The following is a 21,085-nucleotide window of genomic DNA, read 5'->3' as shown; positions in this document are numbered from 1 at the left end:
TTGAAATTTATGAAATCAAGCTTAGCAATCGCTGCCCTAATTTTATCATCATTTCTTTTCGGACAAGAAATTAAATGGTTATCATTAGACGAAGCAACAAAGGAAATAAAAGCACATCCAGAAAAACCTGTATTGATTAATTTTTATACAACTTGGTGTGGATTCTGTAAGCGTTTGGACAAAGAAACTTTTACAGATAATAAAGTCGCAGATTATGTAAACAAAAATTATATTGCGGTAAAATTTGATGCAGAAACAAAGGATATGGTAAAATTTATGGGAATTCAGTATACATATATTGCGCCTGCTAAAGCGAATTATATGGCATATGCCTTTACAAACGGACAATTGAGTTATCCTGCAACTGTTTTGATGAACGGAAAAGGAGATATCAACAAAGTCGTTTTGGGTTATCGTAGTTCAACAGATTTCATAAACGATATCAAAATTTAATCGAGAAATAACCTTGTTGAGAGGTTTTCCATAAAACAGAATCAGAAGTTTCTTCAAGTTCTCTAACAATAGAAGGGTAGTTGCTGGCATCAGCAATTACCCTTTTTAAATTTTCATTATTTTCGAAAGAATAAAACTTCGATTGATGAATTAACACATAAAAAGGAATATCGGAATGTTCTTCATTTAATAAAAGGTTAAATGACTTCGTTTCAATAGAATTTGGATGTTTGATAAAATGTTGATGTTTAAAGTCTGAATCATAAGAGTAGAAACTAACATCTTTTATTCTTTCGTGAATTTTATAAGGTTTAATAGTAAAATTATATGTTTTTTCATCCAAAGGATTTTCACTTAAAATTGCTAAACTTCGTTGATTTCTTATTCCGATAATACTATTTTTATATTGATTAAAAACGATCAATTCATTCGAATGATTGAGTTGATAAACTTGATAATATCGTTCAGATTCAATTAGAAATAAAGAAATTAAACAAACAAATAATGCTAGTTTAGATTTTTTTAGGAATAATGGTTTTGATGCATATAAAATAACGCCAATCAAAATCGCGGTAAATAAACTGATGTAAACATCTTTTGCAATAAACTTGAAGTTCGCTAACCAATAAATATATTGATTTGAGTAATAGATAAAATGATTGAAAATCCACGTATAGATTGGAATATTAAGATCAAAAATGATGAGAAGAATGCTAATTATACCGCCACAAATCATAAAAAAGGAAGCAGGAATCAAGACTAAATTTCCAAATAAAAACAATCCTGAAAATTGATTAAAATACAAGACCGAAATTGGTAAAGTTCCTAATTGAGCAGATAAACTTGTTTCAATCATAATCTTGATTTTCTTCAGGAAACTATTTTTAACTTTCCAATAATACTCAAAAATTGGATTGAGCCAAACAATGAAAAAGACCGCTGAAAAACTCAATTGAAAGCCAACATCAAACAAATAATTAGGTTGAAAAACTAGAATGATAAAAGCAGAAAGTGAAAGTGTGTGGAAAATATTTTTTGGTCGGTTGAGTAATTCGCTAATATAATAAATGGTAATCATCAACGCAGAACGAAAAACTGGCGGTTGTAATTCGACATAAAAAGCAAAGATCCAGATAAATATTAAGCTAATAATTATTCTAATTTTCCGACCTTGTTTTAGCTTTAATAATGGTTGTAAAATGAATTGTAAAATCATGTAAATCATCATCACATGTAAACCAGAAATGGATAAAATATGCACAACTCCTGTTGCTACATAACTTTGATTGAGTTCTTGCGAAAGCTCCGTTCTATCACCCAAAAGCATAGACGAAATAATCGCTCTACTTTCAAGGGAATAACCTTGTTCTGTTAGTTCTTTTCGAATCTTGACTTTCGATTTGGCAACCCAATTTCGAAATCCATTTCCTTCTTTGTGAATAGAAATAATTTCATTTGTAAAGATTTGAGAATAAATTCGTTTTCTGTTTAAGAAACGTTTATAATCAAATTGATATGGATTTAACGGTTTTTGGATTTCTCTTTTTTCTCCTAAAATTATGATTTCATCATTGGGATATAAAATTTGTTGTTGAGGTTTGATATGAAGTAAAATTTGCTCATTCGTTTCAATATCTTTTACAACGTAATTGGTATATTTTTCGGTAGAATTAGAACTATAAACGACTTTTAGTAAATGAATTCTCGAAACAGATTCGAAATCAATTTTTGAATGTCTATTATAATTTTGATGAATATAATAGCCTAAAATCATCGAAATGCCTAAAAAAGTGATTATATTTTGACGATTATTATTTTTTAACAAAGAGATAAAAAGTAGAATAATTAATGAAAAAAATATAATTCGTAAATTTGTAGCAGGAATTAATAATTCGGATAAAATTATTCCGATTGAGAAACAAATTGTTAGGGTAAAAAAGAGATACTTTTTCATCCTAATAATTTATAAATTTTTTTACAAATAGTAGGTTTTAATTATTTGTAAATGAATTGATTAAAAAAATAAAAAAATGAAGAAGATTCTTATATTAATTGTGTTATTTTTTACTCAAATGGCAATGGCTCAAATTGATGTAAAACTATCAATCACAAACCTTAAGAAAATGAAAGGAAATTTGGCTATAGAGTTTTATAGAAATGTAGAAAATTATACAAAAGGTCAAAATGCATTCAAAAAATTGTACGTTCCAGTTGCTGATATAGACAAGTATGAAACGGTTTTTAAAGATATTGAGCCAACATTTTATGCGGTAAAAGTGTATTTGGATACGAACAATAATAAACAGCTTGATAAAAGTTTTTTGGGTGTGCGTAAAGAACCGTATGGTTTTTCTAAGAATTTAGATCCTATTTTGCGTGAGCCAACTTTTGAGGAAGCCAAAGTGGATATGACTGAAGAAAATAATACAATTGTAATCAAATTAAACAATAACAAAGGCGAAGAATAATCTTCGTCTTTTTTTGTTAAAATTTAATTGAAAAACCTATATTCAATCCTAATAAAGAAGGATTTTTAGCATCTACATTTTTCAATGGATTTAGCATATATCTATAATTTGGTTCCAAATTTATACTTGATTTATTTGATAAATTATACTCTAACTTAACTCCAGCGTTAGCGCTATAACTCGAATTATTTAAGTTATTTGCTTCGCCTAATTTATAATTTGATCTTGTATTAGTATCAGCTAATGAAATAGAATTTTTCGTTACAGCAAAATAACTTCCTCCCGCTATTGCTAGAATATTGAATTTATCAAAACTTGCCAGTTTATATTCAATTTCTAATGGAACTTCGATGTAATGAACTTTTTGTTCCATAGTATTGGTTTCAGAAGACAACATGGTCATTGTCGTATGTGATGTATTATCACCTACAACTCGAATATTCGAATGATATGTGATATTGTTAGATGATTTTGGCATGCTTGCAGAAAGTGCATAAACACCTGTATTGATTCCCGAATTTATATTGGTTGTATTTTGTTCCAACTCAACTTTTGCAATTCCCGAACGAACATTTATCTTATCATTTAATCGAACAGAAACTTTTGCGCCATAAGCAACTGTAATGTTATTTTTGATGTTGTAATCATTAAATTCATTTGCTAAAATAGATTTTGATTCTAACACTTTTGTTGGATTGATGTACGAAGAAATCGTCAGAAGTGGAGATTTCTGTTTGATTTCTACTTTCTCTTTCTTTTTTTCCTCTTCTTGAAGAACTAATTCTAATGGTTTTTCTTCTAAAATTTTAGGATTAGTTTCTTTTTCAGAAACTTCATTTTTTGGATTGATTGAAGAATTATTTTGTACAAAATTATCTTTTTGAGTTGAATTCTTTTGAGATAATTCTAGTGTTTTATCTTCTTTTTGATTTGGAATTGTATTCGAAAATAAAGTTGATTCTCCAATTATATTTTCAAAATATGAACTTGAACTTTGAATTATTTTTTGATTTGATTCAGTCGATTTTTTTACAGAAGAAACAATCTTATTATCAAAAGACTTTTCATTTGTATGTTCAATATTATTCCAATCTTTTTTGGTGGATTCTTTAGATGTCGATTTCGTTTTTACAACTTCATTAGTCGGAGTATGATTAACGTTAACCGCATCATTTTGATTAAAATAATAAATAGAAATTCCCGCAACTAAACACGCTGCTGTAGAACCAATCCAATAAAATAAAGGAATGATGCGTTTTTTCTTTTCTTTCTCGTCTAATTTCTCTTGAATATTTTTCCAAGCATCCAAAGGAGGAAGTTGTGGTTGCGAGAGTTTATCTTTAATATGTTGATCAAATTTGTTCATCTTCTGTGACAGTTTTTAATTGATTGAGTTTTTGTTTTAATAAATTTCGTGCTCTTGATAAGTTTGATTTTGAAGTTCCAACCGAAATGGTCAGCATTTCTGCAATTTCTTGGTGCGAATATTCTTCAAAAACGTAGAGGTTAAAAACTTGCCTATATTGTGGTGGAAGATTATGAACGGCTTCTAACAACTGTTGATAATCAAAATCTTCTTCAACTTCGTCGTCATCTTCCTGTGTGATAATGAGATTTTCGAAATCTTCAAAAGGTAAATTATTCTTCTTTTTTAGTTTTTCTAAATTAAGATTTACCATTATCCGTTTCATCCAACCTTCAAAAGATCCTTCGAATTTGAATTGATTTATTTTATTGAAGATATGAATAAAACCCTCTTGAAAAATATCTTGCGCATCTTCGTGATTTTCGGCATAACGAAGACAGATCGAGAACAAAACAGACGAAAACTCAATATAAATTTCTTCTTGAGCTTTTCTATTTTGTTCTTGACATTGCTTGATTAAAATTTCAAGAGAGTCACTATTCAAAACTTATTGGACTTTATTTTTCTTTGATATTTAACACAATTGAGTCATAAATTGGTTCAGTTGAATTTGGTTTATTTCCCGTCCAAAATCTTAATGTGTACTCACCAGCTTCTTTAGGTGTAAACTTCAAAGTTTTTGTTTCGTACGAAGTATTTTGCGTGCAGTTTCCATTACTTTGACTTGCATAAACACCAATGTTGTGTTTAAAAGTTGTACTTCCTTGTAAAGAGCTAAATTGAATAAAATTTTGACAAGAATTTGTTTTTTCGTACGTTACTCGAATATTTGTAGTTTTTCCTACTGGCTGAATAGAGTCTTCATGAACATTAATTGCCGTTGTTGCTAAAAAACCATAATTCATATAATCTGAGTCATCATTATTTAAACAACTAAATGTTGATAAACCTAAAATACCTACCAAAGCAAACATGCTTAATCTTTTCATTAATTTCATTGTATGAGTTTTAATCGTTATAAAAATAAGATATAGATTTTAGAAAAGGTTGCGTGAAAGAATAAGAAATTAATATATAGAATAAGAAAACCCCTTGAAAATCAAGAGGATTACTTTTGTTAGAATAGGTGTAAAACTTTAGTTAAGTCAATCCCGAAACATTTTAATAATTAGATCTGAATGACATCTATAGCTTACAAGATTAAAAAAACAATAAAAGGTTGCGTCAAACTTTTACTTTTTTTAATTATTTTTTTAAGTCCTCAATAATTAGTGAAGCGGTTCTTTCTGAAGCGCCAATTCCTCCAAGTTTATGATACAATTCTTCGTAGCTTTTCATGATTTTTTCTCGTTTAGGAGAATTTAAAATTAAATCTAATTCTCGTTTGATATTTTCATAAGTTAAATCATATTGAATCAACTCTTTAACCACTTCTTCGTCCATAATCAAGTTTACCAACGAAATAAAACGAATGTTTTTTACAACACGCTTTCCGATTTCGTACGAAATAGCATTTCCTTTGTAGCAAACAACTTCTGGAACTTTCAGTAAAGCAGTTTCTAATGTTGCTGTTCCTGATGTAACCAAGGCTGCATGAGAAACGCGCAATAAATCGTAGGTTTTATTCTCTACAATTTTCAAATCATTTCCTGCAATTTTTTTATAATTTTCGATTGGTTGAGATGGAGCACCCGCCACAACAAATTGATAATCGGGAAAATCTTTTTCAACAGAAAGCATCAAAGGTAATTTGACTTTAATTTCTTGTGTTCGACTTCCGGGAAGTAAAGCAATAATTGGTCTTTCGTCTAAATTATGATCTTTTCTAAATTGTTGTTCATCAATTGGCGGAAGATTATTCAACGAATCTAATAATGGATTTCCAACAAAATCTACTTTGTAATCGTAACGTTGATAAAATTCTTCTTCGAACGGAAGAATCACAAACATTTTGTCGACAACTTTTTTGATTTTATGAACTCGACCAGTTTTCCAAGCCCAAATTTGTGGCGAAATATAATAGTAAATTTTAATTCCAAGACTTTTTACAAATTCAGCAATTCTGAGATTAAAACCAGGATAATCAACTAAAATAACTGCATCTGGCTGATAAGTTTCGATGTCTTTTTTAGCAACCGAAATATTTCCTAAAATCGTTCTCAAATTCATTACAACTTCAGCAAAACCCATAAACGCCAAATCTCTGTAATGTTTGACCAAAGTTCCGCCTTGCGTTTGCATCAAATCTCCTCCCCAAAATCTGAATTCAGCTTGTGGATCTTTTAATTTTAATTCTTTCATTAAGTTCGATGCGTGCAAATCGCCCGAAGCTTCACCTGCAATGATATAGTATTTCAATGGAAATCATTTTTCTTCTTACAAAGATAGGAGAAATCTATAAGTGGAGTAGATTTCAATGTTTTTTATTGCGTAAATTTACTCTTTCAAACAAAGAAAAATGTCAGACGAAATTATAAATAAAGTTGCCAATAGTAGTTTAGTAACAATTGATTTACAGGATTATTACCCTGATGGAGATCGTGTTGTTTTTGACTTGAAAGATTGGTTATATGAAGAATTGATTCTTAGAGAAAAGGATTTTAGAGAAAATCTGAAAAATCATGATTGGACACAATATCAAGATAAATATGTAGCGTTAACGTGTACTGCGGATGCGATTGTTCCGTCTTGGGCTTATTTGTTGGTCGCAACCTATTTGTCGCCAATTGCGAAACGAATTGTACATGGAAGTTTACAAGATTTGGATACGATTTTGTACACAGAAATTGTAGATCATTTGCCTTATGAAGATTATGTTGATGGAAAAATAATTGTGAAAGGTTGCTCTCACAAACCTGTACCAGAATCAGCTTATATTCAGTTGATTGAACGTTTACAACCAATTGTAAGTTCGTTAATGTTTGGTGAAGCGTGTAGCACTGTTCCGCTTTATAAAAAGAAGAAATAAAAAAATCCGCTCAACGAGCGGATTTTTTACACATGAATAAAATCGTAAAATACTTATTGATTAGTTCTGAAAACTAATTTATTATCTCCAGGTTTTTCTTCGAAATAATCGATTAAAACCGCATCATTATCATTTATTGTTCCTTTCAAAATTTCTTTTGAAAGTTCATTTAATACATCTTGTTGAATAACTCGTTTCAATGGTCTTGCTCCGAATTGAGGATCGTAGCCTTTTCTTGCTAAATAATCGACAGCTTCTGGCGTAATATCTAATGTAATATCGCGTTGTGCTAATTTCTTCGCAACTCCGCTTAAATAGATATTCACGATTCCGGAAATTTGGTTTTCGCTCAACGGACGGAACAAAATAATTTCATCAATACGATTCAAAAATTCTGGTCTAAAGTTTTGTTTCAATTCCTCAAAAACGACATCTTTTGTTTCATCATAAACTTGTGCCACATTATTTTCGTCAATGTTTGAGAATTTATCCAAAATCGTATGAGAACCAAAATTCGATGTCATAATGATAATCGTATTTTTAAAGTTAACCACACGACCTTTGTTGTCTGTCAAACGTCCGTCATCCAAAACTTGTAACAAAATATTGAAAACATCTGGATGTGCCTTCTCAATTTCGTCCAACAAAATAACTGAATAAGGACGGCGACGAACCGCTTCTGTTAACTGACCACCTTCGTCGTAACCAACGTAACCCGGAGGTGCCCCAACCAAGCGAGAAACTGCATGACGCTCCTGATATTCGGACATGTCGATACGAGTCATTGCATTTTCATCATCGAATAAGAACTCGGCTAAGGCTTTTGCCAACTCAGTTTTCCCAACACCAGTTGAACCTAAGAATAAGAACGAACCGATTGGTTTTCCTTCGTCACTAAGACCTGCACGAGAACGACGAATGGCATCAGAAACTGCTATAATTGCTTCTTCTTGACCTAAAACACGTTTGTGTAATTCGTTTTCTAAATTCAATAATTTTTCGCGATCAGATTGCATCATTTTCTGAGCCGGAACTCCTGTCCATTTCGATACAACTTCTGCAATATCATCCGCATCAACAAACTCTTTTACCAGTTTATTTTGTTTATTTTCTTCTAGATTATGTTCAGCTTCTTCTAAATTATTTTTTGCATTAACTAAATCTTCAAACTCTAATTTGGAAGCTTTTGCATAGTCGTAATCTCGTTTTGCACGCTCAATTTCGAATTTGATATTTTCGATAGATTTTCTTAAATCTTGAACTTCATCGGCACGATTTCTTTCCGCTTCCCATTTCGAATTCAATTGATTTCTTTCATCTTGAAGATTAGATAATTCTTCTTTTAAAAGATTCAATTTTTTCTCGTCATTTTCGCGTTTTATCGCTTCAATTTCGATTTCTAATTGAATAATTCTACGATCTAATTTATCTAAATCTTCTGGTTTAGAATTCATTTCCATTCTCAACTTAGAAGCTGCTTCGTCCATCAAATCGATGGCTTTATCTGGTAAAAAACGATCTGTAATATAACGTGTTGATAATTTTACAGCCGCAATAATTGCTTCGTCTTTAATTCCAATTTTATGGTGTTGCTCGTATTTATCTTTGATTCCACGCAAAATAGAAATAGCCGATTCTTCATCTGGTTCTTCTACCATTACTTTCTGGAAACGACGTTCTAAAGCTTTATCTTTTTCAAAATATTTTTGATATTCATTCAAAGTTGTAGCACCAATCGAACGTAATTCGCCACGAGCCAAAGCAGGTTTTAGGATGTTTGCAGCATCCATTGCACCTTCTCCGCCGCCGCCAGCACCAACAAGCGTGTGAATCTCATCGATGAACAAAATTATTTCTCCATTCGAAGCGGTTACTTCTTTCACAACGGCTTTCAAACGCTCTTCGAACTCACCTTTGTATTTTGCACCAGCAACCAAAGCTCCCATGTCCAATGAAAAAATTTGTTTATTCAAAAGATTTTCAGGAACATCTCCATTGATGATACGATGTGCTAAACCTTCTGCTATAGCGGTTTTACCAACACCTGGTTCACCAATAAGGATTGGGTTATTTTTTGTACGACGTGATAGAATTTGTAAAACACGACGAATTTCTTCATCACGTCCAATTACAGGATCTAATTTTCCTTCTTTTGCTAAATCTGTTAAGTTTTTAGCGTATTTGTTTAATGAATTATATGTTCCTTCCGCGTTTTCAGAAGTTACTCTTTCTCCGTTTCTCAATTCTGTTACTAATTTTTTTGTGTTGTCGAATGTTACACCTCTATTTTTTAATAACTGACTTACAGGCGATACATTCTTGATTATACCTAATAATAAATGCTCTAAGGTGATAAAATCATCGTTCATCTCTTTTGCAATTTCTTGTGCAGATTGCAAAATTTGGTTAGATGAATTGGAAAGATGATTTCCTTGTTGACCTTCTATTTTTGGATATTTATTGATTTCTAAATCCAACTCAGGTTTCAACATATCCATTTTTACACCTTGTTTTTCTAAGATTAATGATAACACGTTTTCATCAACATCTATCATTCCACCTAAAATATGAGCTGGTTCTATTGCTTGATTTTTTTGTGCAACTGCAATTTGCTGCGCTGCTTGAATCGCTTCACGACCCTTTATTGTAAATTGATTAAAATCCATTGGTTTTTAGTTTTTTATATTGGTTTTGTTTGGTGTATTTCATCAAAAAAAATTCCAAAGTAGAAATAAAACCTAAAAACTGACTTTTTGACTTTGTTGAATAAAAAAAGGAGACATTTTGTCAATATCTCCTTTCGTTTAAAAATTTTTATAGTATTTAAAATAAACCTTCTACTGATAAATAGCGTTCGCCAGTATCGTAGTTGACAGTTAATATTTTCGTGTTTTTGTCTACTTCATTCAAAGTTTTAGCAACTGCAGCCAATGAAGCACCTGTAGAAATTCCGACAAATATACCTTCTACTTTAGCCACTTTTTTTGCAAATTCAAATGCTTCTTCTTTTGTAATCTGAGTAGAAGAATCAACGATTGAAGTATCTAAATTAGTAGGAATAAATCCTGCTCCAATTCCTTGAATCGCGTGTGGACCAGGATTTCCTCCTGAAATGACAGGAGAATCTGTTGGTTCTACAGCGATAACTTTTGTTGAAGAGTTAACTTCTTTTAATGCTTTTCCAATTCCAGAAAGATGTCCGCCTGTTCCAACTCCTGTAATTAAATAATCAACTCCTTGTGGAAAATCTTCAAGGATTTCTTTTGCTGTTGTATTGTAATGGACTGTCGGATTCGAATTATTCTCAAATTGTTGCGGAACCCAAGCGCCTTCTATTGTTTCGGCTAATTCTTGTGCTTTTGCAATAGCGCCTTTCATTCCTAATTCTTTTGGAGTTAAAACAAATTCAGCACCATAAGCTTCCATAATTTTACGACGTTCAATTGACATCGATTCTGGCATTGTGATAATCATTTTGTAACCTTTTACAGCCGCAACAAATGATAAGCCAATTCCTGTATTACCCGAAGTAGGTTCTATAATTGTTCCTCCAGGTTTTAAAATTCCAGCTTTTTCAGCATCTTCAATCATTGCCAAAGCAATACGATCTTTTATTGATCCACCCGGATTTTGTTTTTCTACTTTAATATAAACGTTATGGTTAGGAAATAATTTATTCAGTTTAATAATTGGTGTATTTCCTATGGTTTCTAATACATTATTGTAAATCATTGTTGTAAGGTTTTAGATGATATAATTGATATGTTGTTCTTTTTTTTGTTTTTTTATTTGTGGTTGATTCTCTTGATAGACAACAGAATCTTCTTCTATACTTTCTGTAATCCAAACATTTCCGCCGACTACAGAATTTTTTCCAATAATTGTTGTTCCTCCCAAAATAGTTGCTCCAGCATAAATTGTGACATTATTTTCTATTGTTGGATGACGTTTTTTATTAGCCAAATTCTTCGAAACATAAAACGCTCCTAATGTTACGCCTTGGTAAATTTTCACATTATCACCAATCAATGTTGTTTCTCCAATGACAATTCCTGTACCATGATCGATATAAAAGTTTTTTCCAATTGAAGCACCAGGATGAATATCAATTCCAGTTTTAGAATGTGCATATTCGGAAAAAAAACGAGGAAGAATAGGCGTATTTAAATTGTAGAGAATATGTGCTAAACGATGAATTGCAATTGCAAAAAAACCAGGATAGGCTAAAATGATTTCAATTTCCGATTTAGATGCAGGATCATTTGCATAAAAAACAAAAATTAGTTCCTCTAATTCTTGTCTAAGTTGTGCAAATTGTTCAAAAAAATATAAACTAATTTGATTCGATTTCTCCTCAGGAACAATTTTTAACAAGAGAGAATTGAATTGATTGAGTAAATCTTCTTTCTTGTACAAAGGATTTGGTTGTTGAAAAATCTCATCATAAATAATGGATTCTATTAACGGTTCTACTTCTTGTTTTCTAAATGGTAAACTGTATTTCGTAAGCTGATTCATTCTTCAATCTATAAACTCTATAAAAATAGTAGACAAATGTATTCATTTTTTTATTCTTGAAGAAGAAATTGTCGAAAAAATGACAAAAACCATAAAAATGCTTTCTCTTTTATTATTGCTATGTAAGCATAATAATACACTGTTTTGACTTTTATGAATAAAATATATGTTTATTTATTTAAAATTATTTATTGAATTAAATGATTGATAATTAATGTTATAAATGAATTTTTATGTTTAAAAGAGATTATTTTTATAAAAAATAAAGCGTAGTGTTTTATTTACACTAAAAAATAGTTATTTTAGTGAAATAAATTTTAAAGGATAAAAATATGAAAAAATCAATTTTATTCGGATTATTCTTTATGTTGACATCTTTAATGTATGCGCAATCACCAATAGGAACTTGGAAAACAATTGATGATGAGACAAAACAGGCGAAGTCTTACGTAGAGATTTTCGAGAAAGATGGAAAACTTTATGGTAAAGTCACTAAGATTTTAACGAAAGGAAAAGAAGATGCAAAATGTACAGATTGTTCAGGAGCATTAAAAAATAAACCAATTTTAGGAATGCAAATTCTTTCTGGTCTTAAAAAAGATGGAAAAGAATGGAATGGTGGAAAAATCATTGATCCTAATAGTGGAAAGGAATACAAAGCAAAAATGTCTCTTAACGGAAATGATAAATTAGACGTAAGAGGTTTTATCGGGATTTCTCTTGTAGGAAGAACGCAAACTTGGCAACGAGTTAAATAAAAATCAAAACAAAAACGAAAAGGTTACTCTGAGTAATCAAACCCACAAAATTTTACTCTATAATGACTATTTCTAAAAGAATAGTCATTATTTTTTTTACGTAAATTTGTAACTTCAAAACTAAGGTTTTGATTTTCTAAAATACATCAATGAGTTTAACTAAAAGAGCGTTCTCGTACGCAAAACCATATAGAACTTCGTTTGTTACAGCGATTATATTCAATTTACTCTATGCACTTTTCAATGTAATTGCATTGGCTTTTATGATGCCAATTTTGAGTGTTTTGTTTGGTGAAAAATCACCTGGAGTTATCGCAAAACCTATTTATTCTGGTGATTTGGGTAATCTGAAACAATTTTTTTCAGATTATTCAGCTTATTATATGAATGAGCTTTCTCAAACTCAAGGACCAGTTTATGTGTTAGCGATTTCGTGTGTGATATTTATTATTGCATTTTTATTTCGAAATATTTTCAGTTTTCTTTCAGAAACTTGTTTGGTAGACTTACGTTCGGGTGTGACACGTGATTTACGTGTTGATATTCATAACAAAATTATTGATTTGCCAGTTGCTTATTTTACTGAAAAACGAAAAGGAGATATGATTAATCGTATTTCAAGCGATGTAAACGAAGTAGAATCTAACATCTTAAATTCAATTGTAGAGATTGTTCGTTCGCCAATTATGATTATTGTTTTCGTTGTAGTATTATTTACAGTTAGCTATCAATTAACAATTTTCGCTATTTTGGTTTTTCCGATTATGGGAACAATTATTTCGTTGATTGGAAAAAGTCTGAAAAAAGCTGCTGCTCATGCGCAAGACGAATTATCTAACATTATTACTTATGTAGACGAGACACTTTCTTCGCTTAAGATTATCAAAATTTTTAACGCAGAAGATCAAGTAAAAGGACGTTTTGATAAATCGATTAATCGTTATCGTAAATATCTTCAAAAAGTAATGAAAAAACGTGCTTTGGCTTCACCAACAAGTGAATTTTTAGGTGCTGTTACAATTGGATTAATTGTTTTTTTTGGTGGTAAATTATCGTTAGAAGGAAATGGTTTAACAGGGTCACAATTTATTTTTTATATCGCAACATTTTATACATTATTAGATCCGATTAAACGTTTTTCGAAAGCATTATCAGATGTACAAAAAGGAGAAGTTTCTGCAAAGAGAATTTTTGAAGTTTTGGATGCTGATGTTTCGATAAAAGATGTTCCAGATGCTAAAGGAATTGATGCGTTTGAAGATAAAATTGAGTTTAGAAATGTCACATTTGCTTATGGAAAACATAATGTGATCGAGAATTTTAATTTAACAATTAATAAAGGAGAAACCGTTGCTTTAGTTGGGCAATCTGGTTCTGGAAAATCGACTTTGGCGAATTTAATTACTCGTTTTTGGGATGTGAAATCAGGTCAAATTTTGATTGATGGAATTGATATCAAACATATAAAATTAAATGATTATCGCTTGTTATTTGGTTTGGTTACGCAAGATTCTATTTTGTTTAATGATACAATTTTTAATAATATTTCATTAGGTGATAAATCTCCAAATTTGGAAAAAGTAGAATATGCTGCGCAAATTGCAAATGCGGAAGAGTTTATTGTAAAAATGCCAGAAAAATATCAAGAGTCAGTAGGAGAGGGAGGTAGCAAGCTTTCTGGTGGACAAAAACAACGTTTAAGTATTGCGCGTGCGGTTTATAAAAATCCACCGATTATGGTTTTGGATGAAGCAACTTCTGCTTTGGATACGAAATCTGAAAAATTGGTACAAGTTGCCTTGAATAATATGATGCAAAATCGTACTTCTTTGGTTATTGCGCACCGTTTATCAACAATTCAGAATGCGGATAAAATTGTAGTAATGGAAGCAGGTAAAATTATTGAACAAGGAAATCATCATTCACTTATTGAGAAAAAAGGTGTTTATGCCAATTTGGTAAATATGCAGAATTTTGAATAAATGAAGTATATACAAACTAAAAAAAATCCGCTTTTAAGCGGATTTTTTTGTTATATTTTAAATCGATTTAATTTCAAAACCTAATTGTTTCCAGTCTTCCCAAAATGTTGGATAAGATTTTTCTACGACCATTTCATTCTCAATTCGAATTGGGTAAATTTGCGACAAAGGCGCCATACACATTGCCATTCTGTGGTCGTTATATGTTGCTAAAGTAGGCGTTTTTTCAAAATTATTATAACCTTCTATCGTTAATGAATCGTTTGTAATTGTTATAATTGCTCCAAATTTTTCCAACTCATTTTTAAGTGCGATTAAACGGTCGGTTTCCTTGATTTTTAGTGTTTCTAAACCAGTTAAATGACATTTTGTTTTCAATCCCACACAAGTTGCAGCAATTGTCTGTGCAATATCTGGAGTATTGATTAAATTTAATTCGATGATAGATTTTGGTATGAAATTATCTTCATTTTTCAATGTTAAAACTCCATTTTCAAAAGTTGAAATTACACCAAAATTTTCTGCATAAATATGTTGCAAAGCTGAATCTCCTTGTAAAGAATCTTCGAAATAAGTTGAGATTTTAATTTCAGAATTCTGCGATAAAGCAATCAAACTATAATAATATGAAGCTGAACTCCAATCAGATTCTACTTGTAAAGTTTTAGCTTTGATGTTTTCAGTAAAAGGAATTTTGATTGTATTTCCTTCGAAAATTGCATTAATTCCAACTTTATTCAATAATTGAATTGTCATTTGAATATAAGGAATAGAAATAATTTTTCCATCCAAATTAATCGTTAATCCATTTTCTAATTTCGTTCCAATCAAACATAAAGCAGAGATATATTGAGAACTAATGTTAGAAGGGATTGTAATAGAATCTTTCGTTATTTTTTTTCCAACAATCGATAAAGGTGGATAACCTTCGTTTTCTTGATACGAAATTTCTGCACCCAGCTCATTCAAGGCATCAACCAAAACTTTTATTGGACGTTGTTTCATTCTTTCAGAACCTGTCAACGTTATTTTTCGTCCATCTTGAATAGAAAAATAAGCCGTTAAAAATCGCATGGCAGTTCCCGCGTGGTGAATATCAACTAAATCACTTTTGTTCGCTAACGCTTTTTGCATTAATTGAGAATCTTCTGAATTTGAAACATTTTCTAATGTCAAAACATTCTCAAATAATTGACTTAATAACAACAAACGATTGCTTTCGCTTTTAGAACCTGTGATGGCTAATTGATTGTTTATCGGAGATTTTAGAGCAGAAATTTCAATCATATTTATTTTAATTTATCATTATTTTGATGACGATCGTGGTCACGTTTTGTTTTGTAATCTAATTTTTTGTAAAAAGCTGATTCTAAATCAACACCTGTTTGATTCGCCAAACAAAGCGCTACAAAAATAACATCTGCCAATTCTTCGCCAAGATCTTTGTTTTTGTCTGATTCTTTCTCCGATTGTTCACCGTAACGACGTGCAATAATACGTGCAACTTCTCCTACTTCTTCGGTTAGTTGTGCCATATTTGTTAATTCGTTAAAATAACGAACACCATGTTCTTTTATCCAATTATCAACGTCTGTTTGTGCTTGTTTAAGGCTCATCTTATTTTAAATTTTAAAAGTTAAAGGTACAAAAATAAAAAGCCAACTCGTATTTGGAGTTGGCTTTATTCGATGTTTAGAATATTTTTTATTGTTTCACCAAAATCACTTGCTGACTTTCTGCATTAATAATATTTGTTAAAAATTCTTTCAATGGTTTGTAGTATTGCGCAGGCAAAATACTATATGGAATGACTTTTTGAGCTTGAGCGACAATAAAACCATCTTTCTCAATTACTTTATATGCATAACCACCAGCTTGATCAGGCATTGTAAATTGCTTTTCTGTAGGCAGAGATTCTACTTTGTAACCTTCTGGAATTTTAATTTTAACTGTATTTGTATTCGTAGTTGGTGCTCCAAACTCAATGTTATAATTACGTTGATCTAGATTTAAATTATGTTTTGTATTCGCAACAAATAAAAATGGATTGAATAATATTTTATTTCCAGCCACATCTACTTTAATATCATCAAATTTGAATTGATGACGAATTACATTTTGTTTGTTGTCTTGTGTTTTAAATTCTGAAATTTCAAAATTATAATCTTCTATAAATTCTTTTTCGAACGCTTTTGGATCATCTGCGATTTCACTTTTGTCAAACATATAAAAATAATTATCGCGAACATTCGAAAAAATTCCAGTTAATGTTCCGTCTGCTTTTAAATCTGCCGTAATTGATATTTTATCATTGGTCATAACCGAATTACGAAGAGGAACTTCTTTTATTCCTTTGTCATTTACCATAAATCCACGATCGTTAATTGCTCGAATTGGTAATAAATTAATTTGAGCATTTTTATCAGTTGCATCCATTAAATAAAATTCATTATCTATTGTTGCTCCAACAATTACATAATTCAATTTGCTACGTGAAGGAAACGAATAATTGATTAAACCATTTTGCAACGTACTCAAAACAATTGGATTTGCGTCTAATCCGGCTTTACGCAACATAGCTGTTAACATAAGATTGATATCCGCTGAATTTCCAGATTTTTCGTTAAATGCTTTTCGGATTCCTTTATCTGTATATTGACCTAAATAATCATTCCAAGCCATGTTGTTTTTTACATAATTGTAAATTGCTTGAGCTTTTTCAATATTTGTAGATTTTCCAACAATTGTAGCGTTTACAGTTTCATCTAAAAAATTATTCCCATTTAATTGTCGACCAAACTCTTCATGATCCATCAAATCTTTACCAATACGTTCCCATGTTGTAGAAAAATTTTCTGAAGTTCTACCAGGAGCAACAAAAGAAGCCAACTCAAACTGAATACTTGCTAGCATATTTCTTGGATTAAGCACATAAGCTTCGCGAGAATAAGAAGGTAAATTAGTTAATGAATAGGTTTGCGTGTCAATTTTTAATTTGTGGTTACTTGATGTCGCGCCTTGATTTCCCATATTTCCCCCAAAAGATGAAACACCTCTGTTTCCAAAAGAAGTAGTTGAAAAAGTATCATCTTTAGAATTTTTTGTTAATTTTGGAGCAAATGCACCTCTCAAATCTTGTTGATAATTAAAATGTTCTTGATTTTGCATCGTCAAATTACTCGCAACTACAGGAATTGATTGTTGAAAATACCAGGTATCCGTACTTCCATAAAATGGAGAAATAATTTCGTACGTATATTCTAAGATTGATCCATTTTTTACATTTGGAAAAGTAAACGTTTGTTTATCCATAAAACGATGAACTTTATCTAAAAAAATATCTTTTTTCTCGACTTTTTGTTCAACAATTTTTCCGTTTTCAAGGTTATAAGTAACCGCTTTTAATGAAATTAATTTATCTTGATCCGATCCTGAACTTTTGTAAAGAGGAATTTCAACTTTCAAAACATCATCTGGTGTTTTATCTTTATCAAATACAATTACTCTATAAAAAACTTTTTTTGTTTGCTCAACACCGCCTTGATTGGTATTAAAACTAACTTTATAATTTCCGTCAGCATATAAAACTTCTGCTGGAGCATCAGCTTGAATTGTACTTTTTGTTTTCTCGAAATCTTGTTTAGATAGTTTTCCAAATTTTACATCTTGTGCAAAACTCGAAACAGTTGCAACTGTCGCAACAATCGTAAATATTGTTTTCATATTAGTGTTATAATTTTTCTAAAAGTAGTTTTGTGTTGTCGTAACCCGAAATTTGTCTTCTAAATTCTACATATTCGTTGTATTTTTCTTTTGAGAAAGTTCCTGAAAATTGTTTGTAAATACGTTTTATTTCGAATGCATTATTTTCTTTTGGATTGATTTCTAATTGATATTCACCAAAAGCTGATTTCACAATTATAGCATCAAATTTTTGTGGTAATTTATAACCAGAAGGAAGTGTCAATGTATACGAAACTTCGTCAACATATCCTGTCTCGATGTTGAAATCAAACTTTCTATCTTTCATTTTTTTGACAGAAGTCTCTTCTTTATTCACTGGAATAATATTCAGAATGATGTTATTTCCTTGAATTTTAGCATAATTTGGTGCTGAAAACTCGAAATTTGAAGTGAAAACAGCATTTTTCCAATCATTATTAAATTCTTTCTTTTTGAATGATATTCCTTGTAAGTAAGAAAATCGATTTTTTAAACGAACATCAAGTTCTTTCTCGCTTAATTGATTAAATCTTGCAAAATTCTCATAAAGCAAACCTTTGGAAGTTTCAGAAAAATCAAAATTTAATGTCCCATCTGCTAAAAGTGTTGCATTTCCATTGACGAATAATTGATTATCTTCTGTTTTGAATTGTTGTGAAGGAATAATTTTTCCGCCTTTTTCATCAACAATTAATACTTTTCTATTTCCTGCAAAATCACCTAAATAATTATAAGGAGCTGTTTGACTTGTTGCTTCTAACCAAATATCTTTTCCATTTAGAGGTATATAAACAATCATGTGATTTCCTTGTTGATACATCATTTGTTCATCAATATCAATTGGATTTCCAGCAAATAATATGGTGTGATACGATTTGATATTCACTGCATCTAACATTCCAATCATATAATTAGATAAGGCTTTGCAATCGCCATAACTTTTGCTCTCAACATAAGAATTTGGAAAAGGCGAAAGTCCTCCAATTCCCAGTTGTACGCCAATATATCGAACTTTATTTTGCAAATATTTGTACAAAATCTGAACTTTTTCTTCGTCCGATTTTGCATCTTTTACCATATTTTGAAAAGTTGATTTTTGAGATGGAGTAAAATCTAATTTTGAACGAATTAAATTATCAAAAGTCCATTTTCCGTAATCATTCCAATTGTCAAAATTTCCTTTAACACCATCGATATTAATTTGATTTGAAGCTAAAATAGCGCGAGGAAATATTTTTTGACTTCCAACCATTTGATCTTCTTCATTAAATGCCAAAACATTGTTTAATGAATAGCTCAAATTATTGTTATCTCCTGTTTTTGCAATGTCAAAACCTTTAAAATTATCTTCTTTCAATCGAATAGTTGAAGATGTTTTATTTACAAATTGATAAGACGATTTTTCGATTGATAAATTCGCTGCTCGTATAGGTGACCAACGCGGAATCCAAAGTGTATTTTTGTTCGTTGTAACAATTTTATAATGTATCGTGTAAGGATAATTTGTTGGTGTGTAATTCAAATATTTTATACGATCATCCGTGTACATTTGTCCACCTGTTACATAACTTTGGTCACCAAAATCTTTGGTCTTGAATTTTTTAATTTCTTTTCCATTTGCATCATACAAAGTTGCCTCGAATAAGTCAATTTTTGTATTTGCATCATAATTCGCTTGCGCACCAACATAATTATCGCCCGCTTTACTCAAAACCGTTACGACAACGTCTTCCGTATATTTTAATTCATCAACTTTTAGAAGTTCTATTTTTTCTTCATTTTTTCGTACAACAGCATAAGCATCTTTTATCAAATCGGCTGGAATTTGATCGACTGCATAGTTTTGCGCAAAAGAAAATGAACTAATAAAAAAAGTTGAAAAAAGTAGAGTTTGTTTCATTCAATATCTGTTAATCAAGTTATTCTTTATTTTTTGAATCGATAAAAATAGTTACAGGACCATCATTCAATAATTCGACTTTCATATCTGCACCAAAAATTCCTCTTTGTACAGGCTTGAAATTTGATTCTAAAACGTTCAAAAATGTTTCATATTGTACGTTTGCTATGTCCGGTTTTGACGCTTTGATATATGACGGACGATTTCCTTTTTTCGTAGACGCATGCAACGTAAATTGAGACACAACCAAAATATCTCCATTTGTTTGCTGTACATCCAAATTCATCACATCATTTTCATCATTGAAAATTCGGAGTTTAATTATTTTTTTCGAAATCCATTCAAAATCTTCCTTCGTATCATCAGGTTCAAAACCAACCAAGGCCAAAATTCCGCTTTCAATTTTTCCTGTTATTTCTCCATCTACCATTACAGAAGCATGTTGCACACGCTGTAAAATCACTCGCATAATTCTAATTTTATTGATTTAAAATCGATTTGAATTTAAGAAATTATTAACAAATAAAAAAGCGTTAAAACTCATCTATTAAATGTGCAATAACGCTTGTTGTAATTTAAGTTTAGAAAGCAATCGCTTAATGTTTAAGTTAATTGGTTAAAATAGATTTCCTCATCTGCAATTATCGCATAATCTAACTCATAGAGCTTTGATATTTTTTTTGCATTGATGATTTCTTGTTCTATATTTTTTAGTCTATTTTCTTTATTTTCAGAATTATCAAATTCAGCAATCCACAATTTATTTGGATTTAATGGTTTCCAATTTAAATCTTCTAAATGCAACAAAAATCTTTCTTTTTGTTCCTTTGTACATTCCACAAAATCTAAAGCGATTTGTACGGATAAATTGCTCATTCAATTAATTTTAACAAAAATAAAATGAGAAATTGAATTATTTTTACGTGAAACCGTAATTTGAGAAAATAAA

General features: G+C 30.5%; 19 protein-coding genes. 5 read left to right on the top strand and 14 right to left on the bottom strand.

From position 1 onward, the window contains the following. Nucleotides 1–9: 9 nt before the first annotated feature. Entirely contained in the window at nucleotides 10–453 is a 444-nt protein-coding gene (locus N5E64_RS12010) for a thioredoxin family protein (protein ID WP_125348917.1), read from the top strand. On the opposite strand, the gene N5E64_RS12005 is transcribed toward N5E64_RS12010, so the two are convergent. Beyond that, the gene (locus N5E64_RS12005) at nucleotides 443–2,407 is read right to left on the bottom strand and encodes a ComEC/Rec2 family competence protein (protein WP_280037724.1); all 1,965 of its coding nucleotides are present in this window, start codon (nucleotides 2,405–2,407) and stop codon (nucleotides 443–445) included. The two genes, N5E64_RS12010 and N5E64_RS12005, sit on opposite strands and share 11 nt — an antisense overlap. A 76-nt stretch (nucleotides 2,408–2,483) precedes the next feature. Here N5E64_RS12005 and N5E64_RS12000 point away from each other — a divergent pair, with 76 nt between their 5' ends. Next, complete coding sequence (locus tag N5E64_RS12000) at nucleotides 2,484–2,921, top strand: DUF2141 domain-containing protein (protein ID WP_260391932.1); 438 nt, start codon at nucleotides 2,484–2,486, stop codon at nucleotides 2,919–2,921. A 16-nt stretch (nucleotides 2,922–2,937) separates the two neighbouring features. Here N5E64_RS12000 and N5E64_RS11995 read toward each other — a convergent pair whose 3' ends face one another. From N5E64_RS11995 to lpxB, 4 genes are all read right to left on the bottom strand, one after another. Continuing rightward, nucleotides 2,938–4,287 carry a hypothetical protein gene (locus N5E64_RS11995; protein WP_280037723.1) on the bottom strand — a complete coding sequence of 450 codons (1,350 nt, stop codon included), beginning with the start codon at nucleotides 4,285–4,287 and terminating at the stop codon, nucleotides 2,938–2,940. Beyond that, the gene (locus tag N5E64_RS11990) at nucleotides 4,274–4,831 is read right to left on the bottom strand and encodes an RNA polymerase sigma factor (protein ID WP_221855732.1); all 558 of its coding nucleotides are present in this window, start codon (nucleotides 4,829–4,831) and stop codon (nucleotides 4,274–4,276) included. The genes N5E64_RS11995 and N5E64_RS11990 overlap by 14 nt, the downstream gene beginning before the upstream one ends. A gap of 13 nt (nucleotides 4,832–4,844) precedes the next feature. Then, nucleotides 4,845–5,285: a hypothetical protein gene (locus N5E64_RS11985; RefSeq protein ID WP_180905443.1), complete on the bottom strand. Its 441-nt coding sequence runs from the start codon at nucleotides 5,283–5,285 to the stop codon at nucleotides 4,845–4,847. 247 nt (nucleotides 5,286–5,532) lie between these two features. Continuing rightward, on the bottom strand, nucleotides 5,533–6,645 hold the full coding sequence (gene lpxB / locus N5E64_RS11980) for a lipid-A-disaccharide synthase (protein ID WP_280037721.1): 1,113 nt from the start codon (nucleotides 6,643–6,645) through the stop codon (nucleotides 5,533–5,535). 100 nt (nucleotides 6,646–6,745) lie between these two features. Between lpxB and N5E64_RS11975 the strand changes: the two genes are divergently transcribed. Continuing rightward, complete coding sequence (locus N5E64_RS11975; RefSeq protein ID WP_221855726.1) at nucleotides 6,746–7,255, top strand: DUF2480 family protein; 510 nt, start codon at nucleotides 6,746–6,748, stop codon at nucleotides 7,253–7,255. Between the two features lie 53 nt (nucleotides 7,256–7,308). On the opposite strand, the gene clpB is transcribed toward N5E64_RS11975, so the two are convergent. The 3 genes from clpB to epsC all read right to left on the bottom strand — a co-directional run bounded on the left by clpB (nucleotide 7,309) and on the right by epsC (nucleotide 11,773). Continuing rightward, nucleotides 7,309–9,921, bottom strand: a complete 2,613-nt coding sequence (gene clpB, locus N5E64_RS11970; protein WP_180905441.1) for an ATP-dependent chaperone ClpB — start codon at nucleotides 9,919–9,921, stop codon at nucleotides 7,309–7,311. 157 nt (nucleotides 9,922–10,078) lie between these two features. Next, complete coding sequence (cysK, locus tag N5E64_RS11965) at nucleotides 10,079–10,987, bottom strand: cysteine synthase A (RefSeq protein ID WP_038333247.1); 909 nt, start codon at nucleotides 10,985–10,987, stop codon at nucleotides 10,079–10,081. Nucleotides 10,988–10,999: 12 nt separating this feature from the next. Beyond that, nucleotides 11,000–11,773, bottom strand: a complete 774-nt coding sequence (gene epsC / locus N5E64_RS11960; protein ID WP_280037716.1) for a serine O-acetyltransferase EpsC — start codon at nucleotides 11,771–11,773, stop codon at nucleotides 11,000–11,002. Between the two features lie 332 nt (nucleotides 11,774–12,105). On the opposite strand from epsC, the gene N5E64_RS11955 reads away from it, so the two are divergent. After that, a complete protein-coding gene (locus N5E64_RS11955) occupies nucleotides 12,106–12,531 on the top strand; it encodes a DUF2147 domain-containing protein (RefSeq protein WP_038333244.1) in 426 nt (141 codons plus the stop codon). A gap of 149 nt (nucleotides 12,532–12,680) precedes the next feature. Continuing rightward, nucleotides 12,681–14,513 carry an ABC transporter ATP-binding protein gene (locus N5E64_RS11950; RefSeq protein WP_280037715.1) on the top strand — a complete coding sequence of 611 codons (1,833 nt, stop codon included), beginning with the start codon at nucleotides 12,681–12,683 and terminating at the stop codon, nucleotides 14,511–14,513. A gap of 57 nt (nucleotides 14,514–14,570) precedes the next feature. Here the strand turns inward: N5E64_RS11950 and N5E64_RS11945 are convergent, their stop codons facing one another. The 6 genes from N5E64_RS11945 to N5E64_RS11920 form a co-directional block, all read right to left on the bottom strand. Beyond that, the gene (locus N5E64_RS11945; protein ID WP_038333240.1) at nucleotides 14,571–15,800 is read right to left on the bottom strand and encodes a 3-phosphoshikimate 1-carboxyvinyltransferase; all 1,230 of its coding nucleotides are present in this window, start codon (nucleotides 15,798–15,800) and stop codon (nucleotides 14,571–14,573) included. A 2-nt stretch (nucleotides 15,801–15,802) separates the two neighbouring features. Continuing rightward, nucleotides 15,803–16,129, bottom strand: a complete 327-nt coding sequence (locus tag N5E64_RS11940) for a nucleotide pyrophosphohydrolase (protein WP_038333238.1) — start codon at nucleotides 16,127–16,129, stop codon at nucleotides 15,803–15,805. An 88-nt stretch (nucleotides 16,130–16,217) separates the two neighbouring features. Next, nucleotides 16,218–18,236: a DUF3857 domain-containing protein gene (locus tag N5E64_RS11935; protein WP_280037713.1), complete on the bottom strand. Its 2,019-nt coding sequence runs from the start codon at nucleotides 18,234–18,236 to the stop codon at nucleotides 16,218–16,220. 7 nt (nucleotides 18,237–18,243) lie between these two features. Next, on the bottom strand, nucleotides 18,244–20,136 hold the full coding sequence (locus N5E64_RS11930) for a DUF3857 domain-containing protein (RefSeq protein WP_280037712.1): 1,893 nt from the start codon (nucleotides 20,134–20,136) through the stop codon (nucleotides 18,244–18,246). A 19-nt stretch (nucleotides 20,137–20,155) separates the two neighbouring features. Further along, on the bottom strand, nucleotides 20,156–20,605 hold the full coding sequence (gene dtd / locus N5E64_RS11925; RefSeq protein WP_115002146.1) for a D-aminoacyl-tRNA deacylase: 450 nt from the start codon (nucleotides 20,603–20,605) through the stop codon (nucleotides 20,156–20,158). 134 nt (nucleotides 20,606–20,739) lie between these two features. Continuing rightward, nucleotides 20,740–21,012: a hypothetical protein gene (locus N5E64_RS11920; protein ID WP_280037709.1), complete on the bottom strand. Its 273-nt coding sequence runs from the start codon at nucleotides 21,010–21,012 to the stop codon at nucleotides 20,740–20,742. Nucleotides 21,013–21,085: the final 73 nt, after the last annotated feature.

Origin of the sequence: Empedobacter sp. GD03739, from assembly GCF_029843245.1 — a bacterium.
Lineage (GTDB): Bacteria > Bacteroidota > Bacteroidia > Flavobacteriales > Weeksellaceae > Empedobacter > Empedobacter falsenii_B.
Note: the sequence above shows the minus strand (reverse complement) of the source record. Positions and strands in the feature narration are given on the sequence as shown.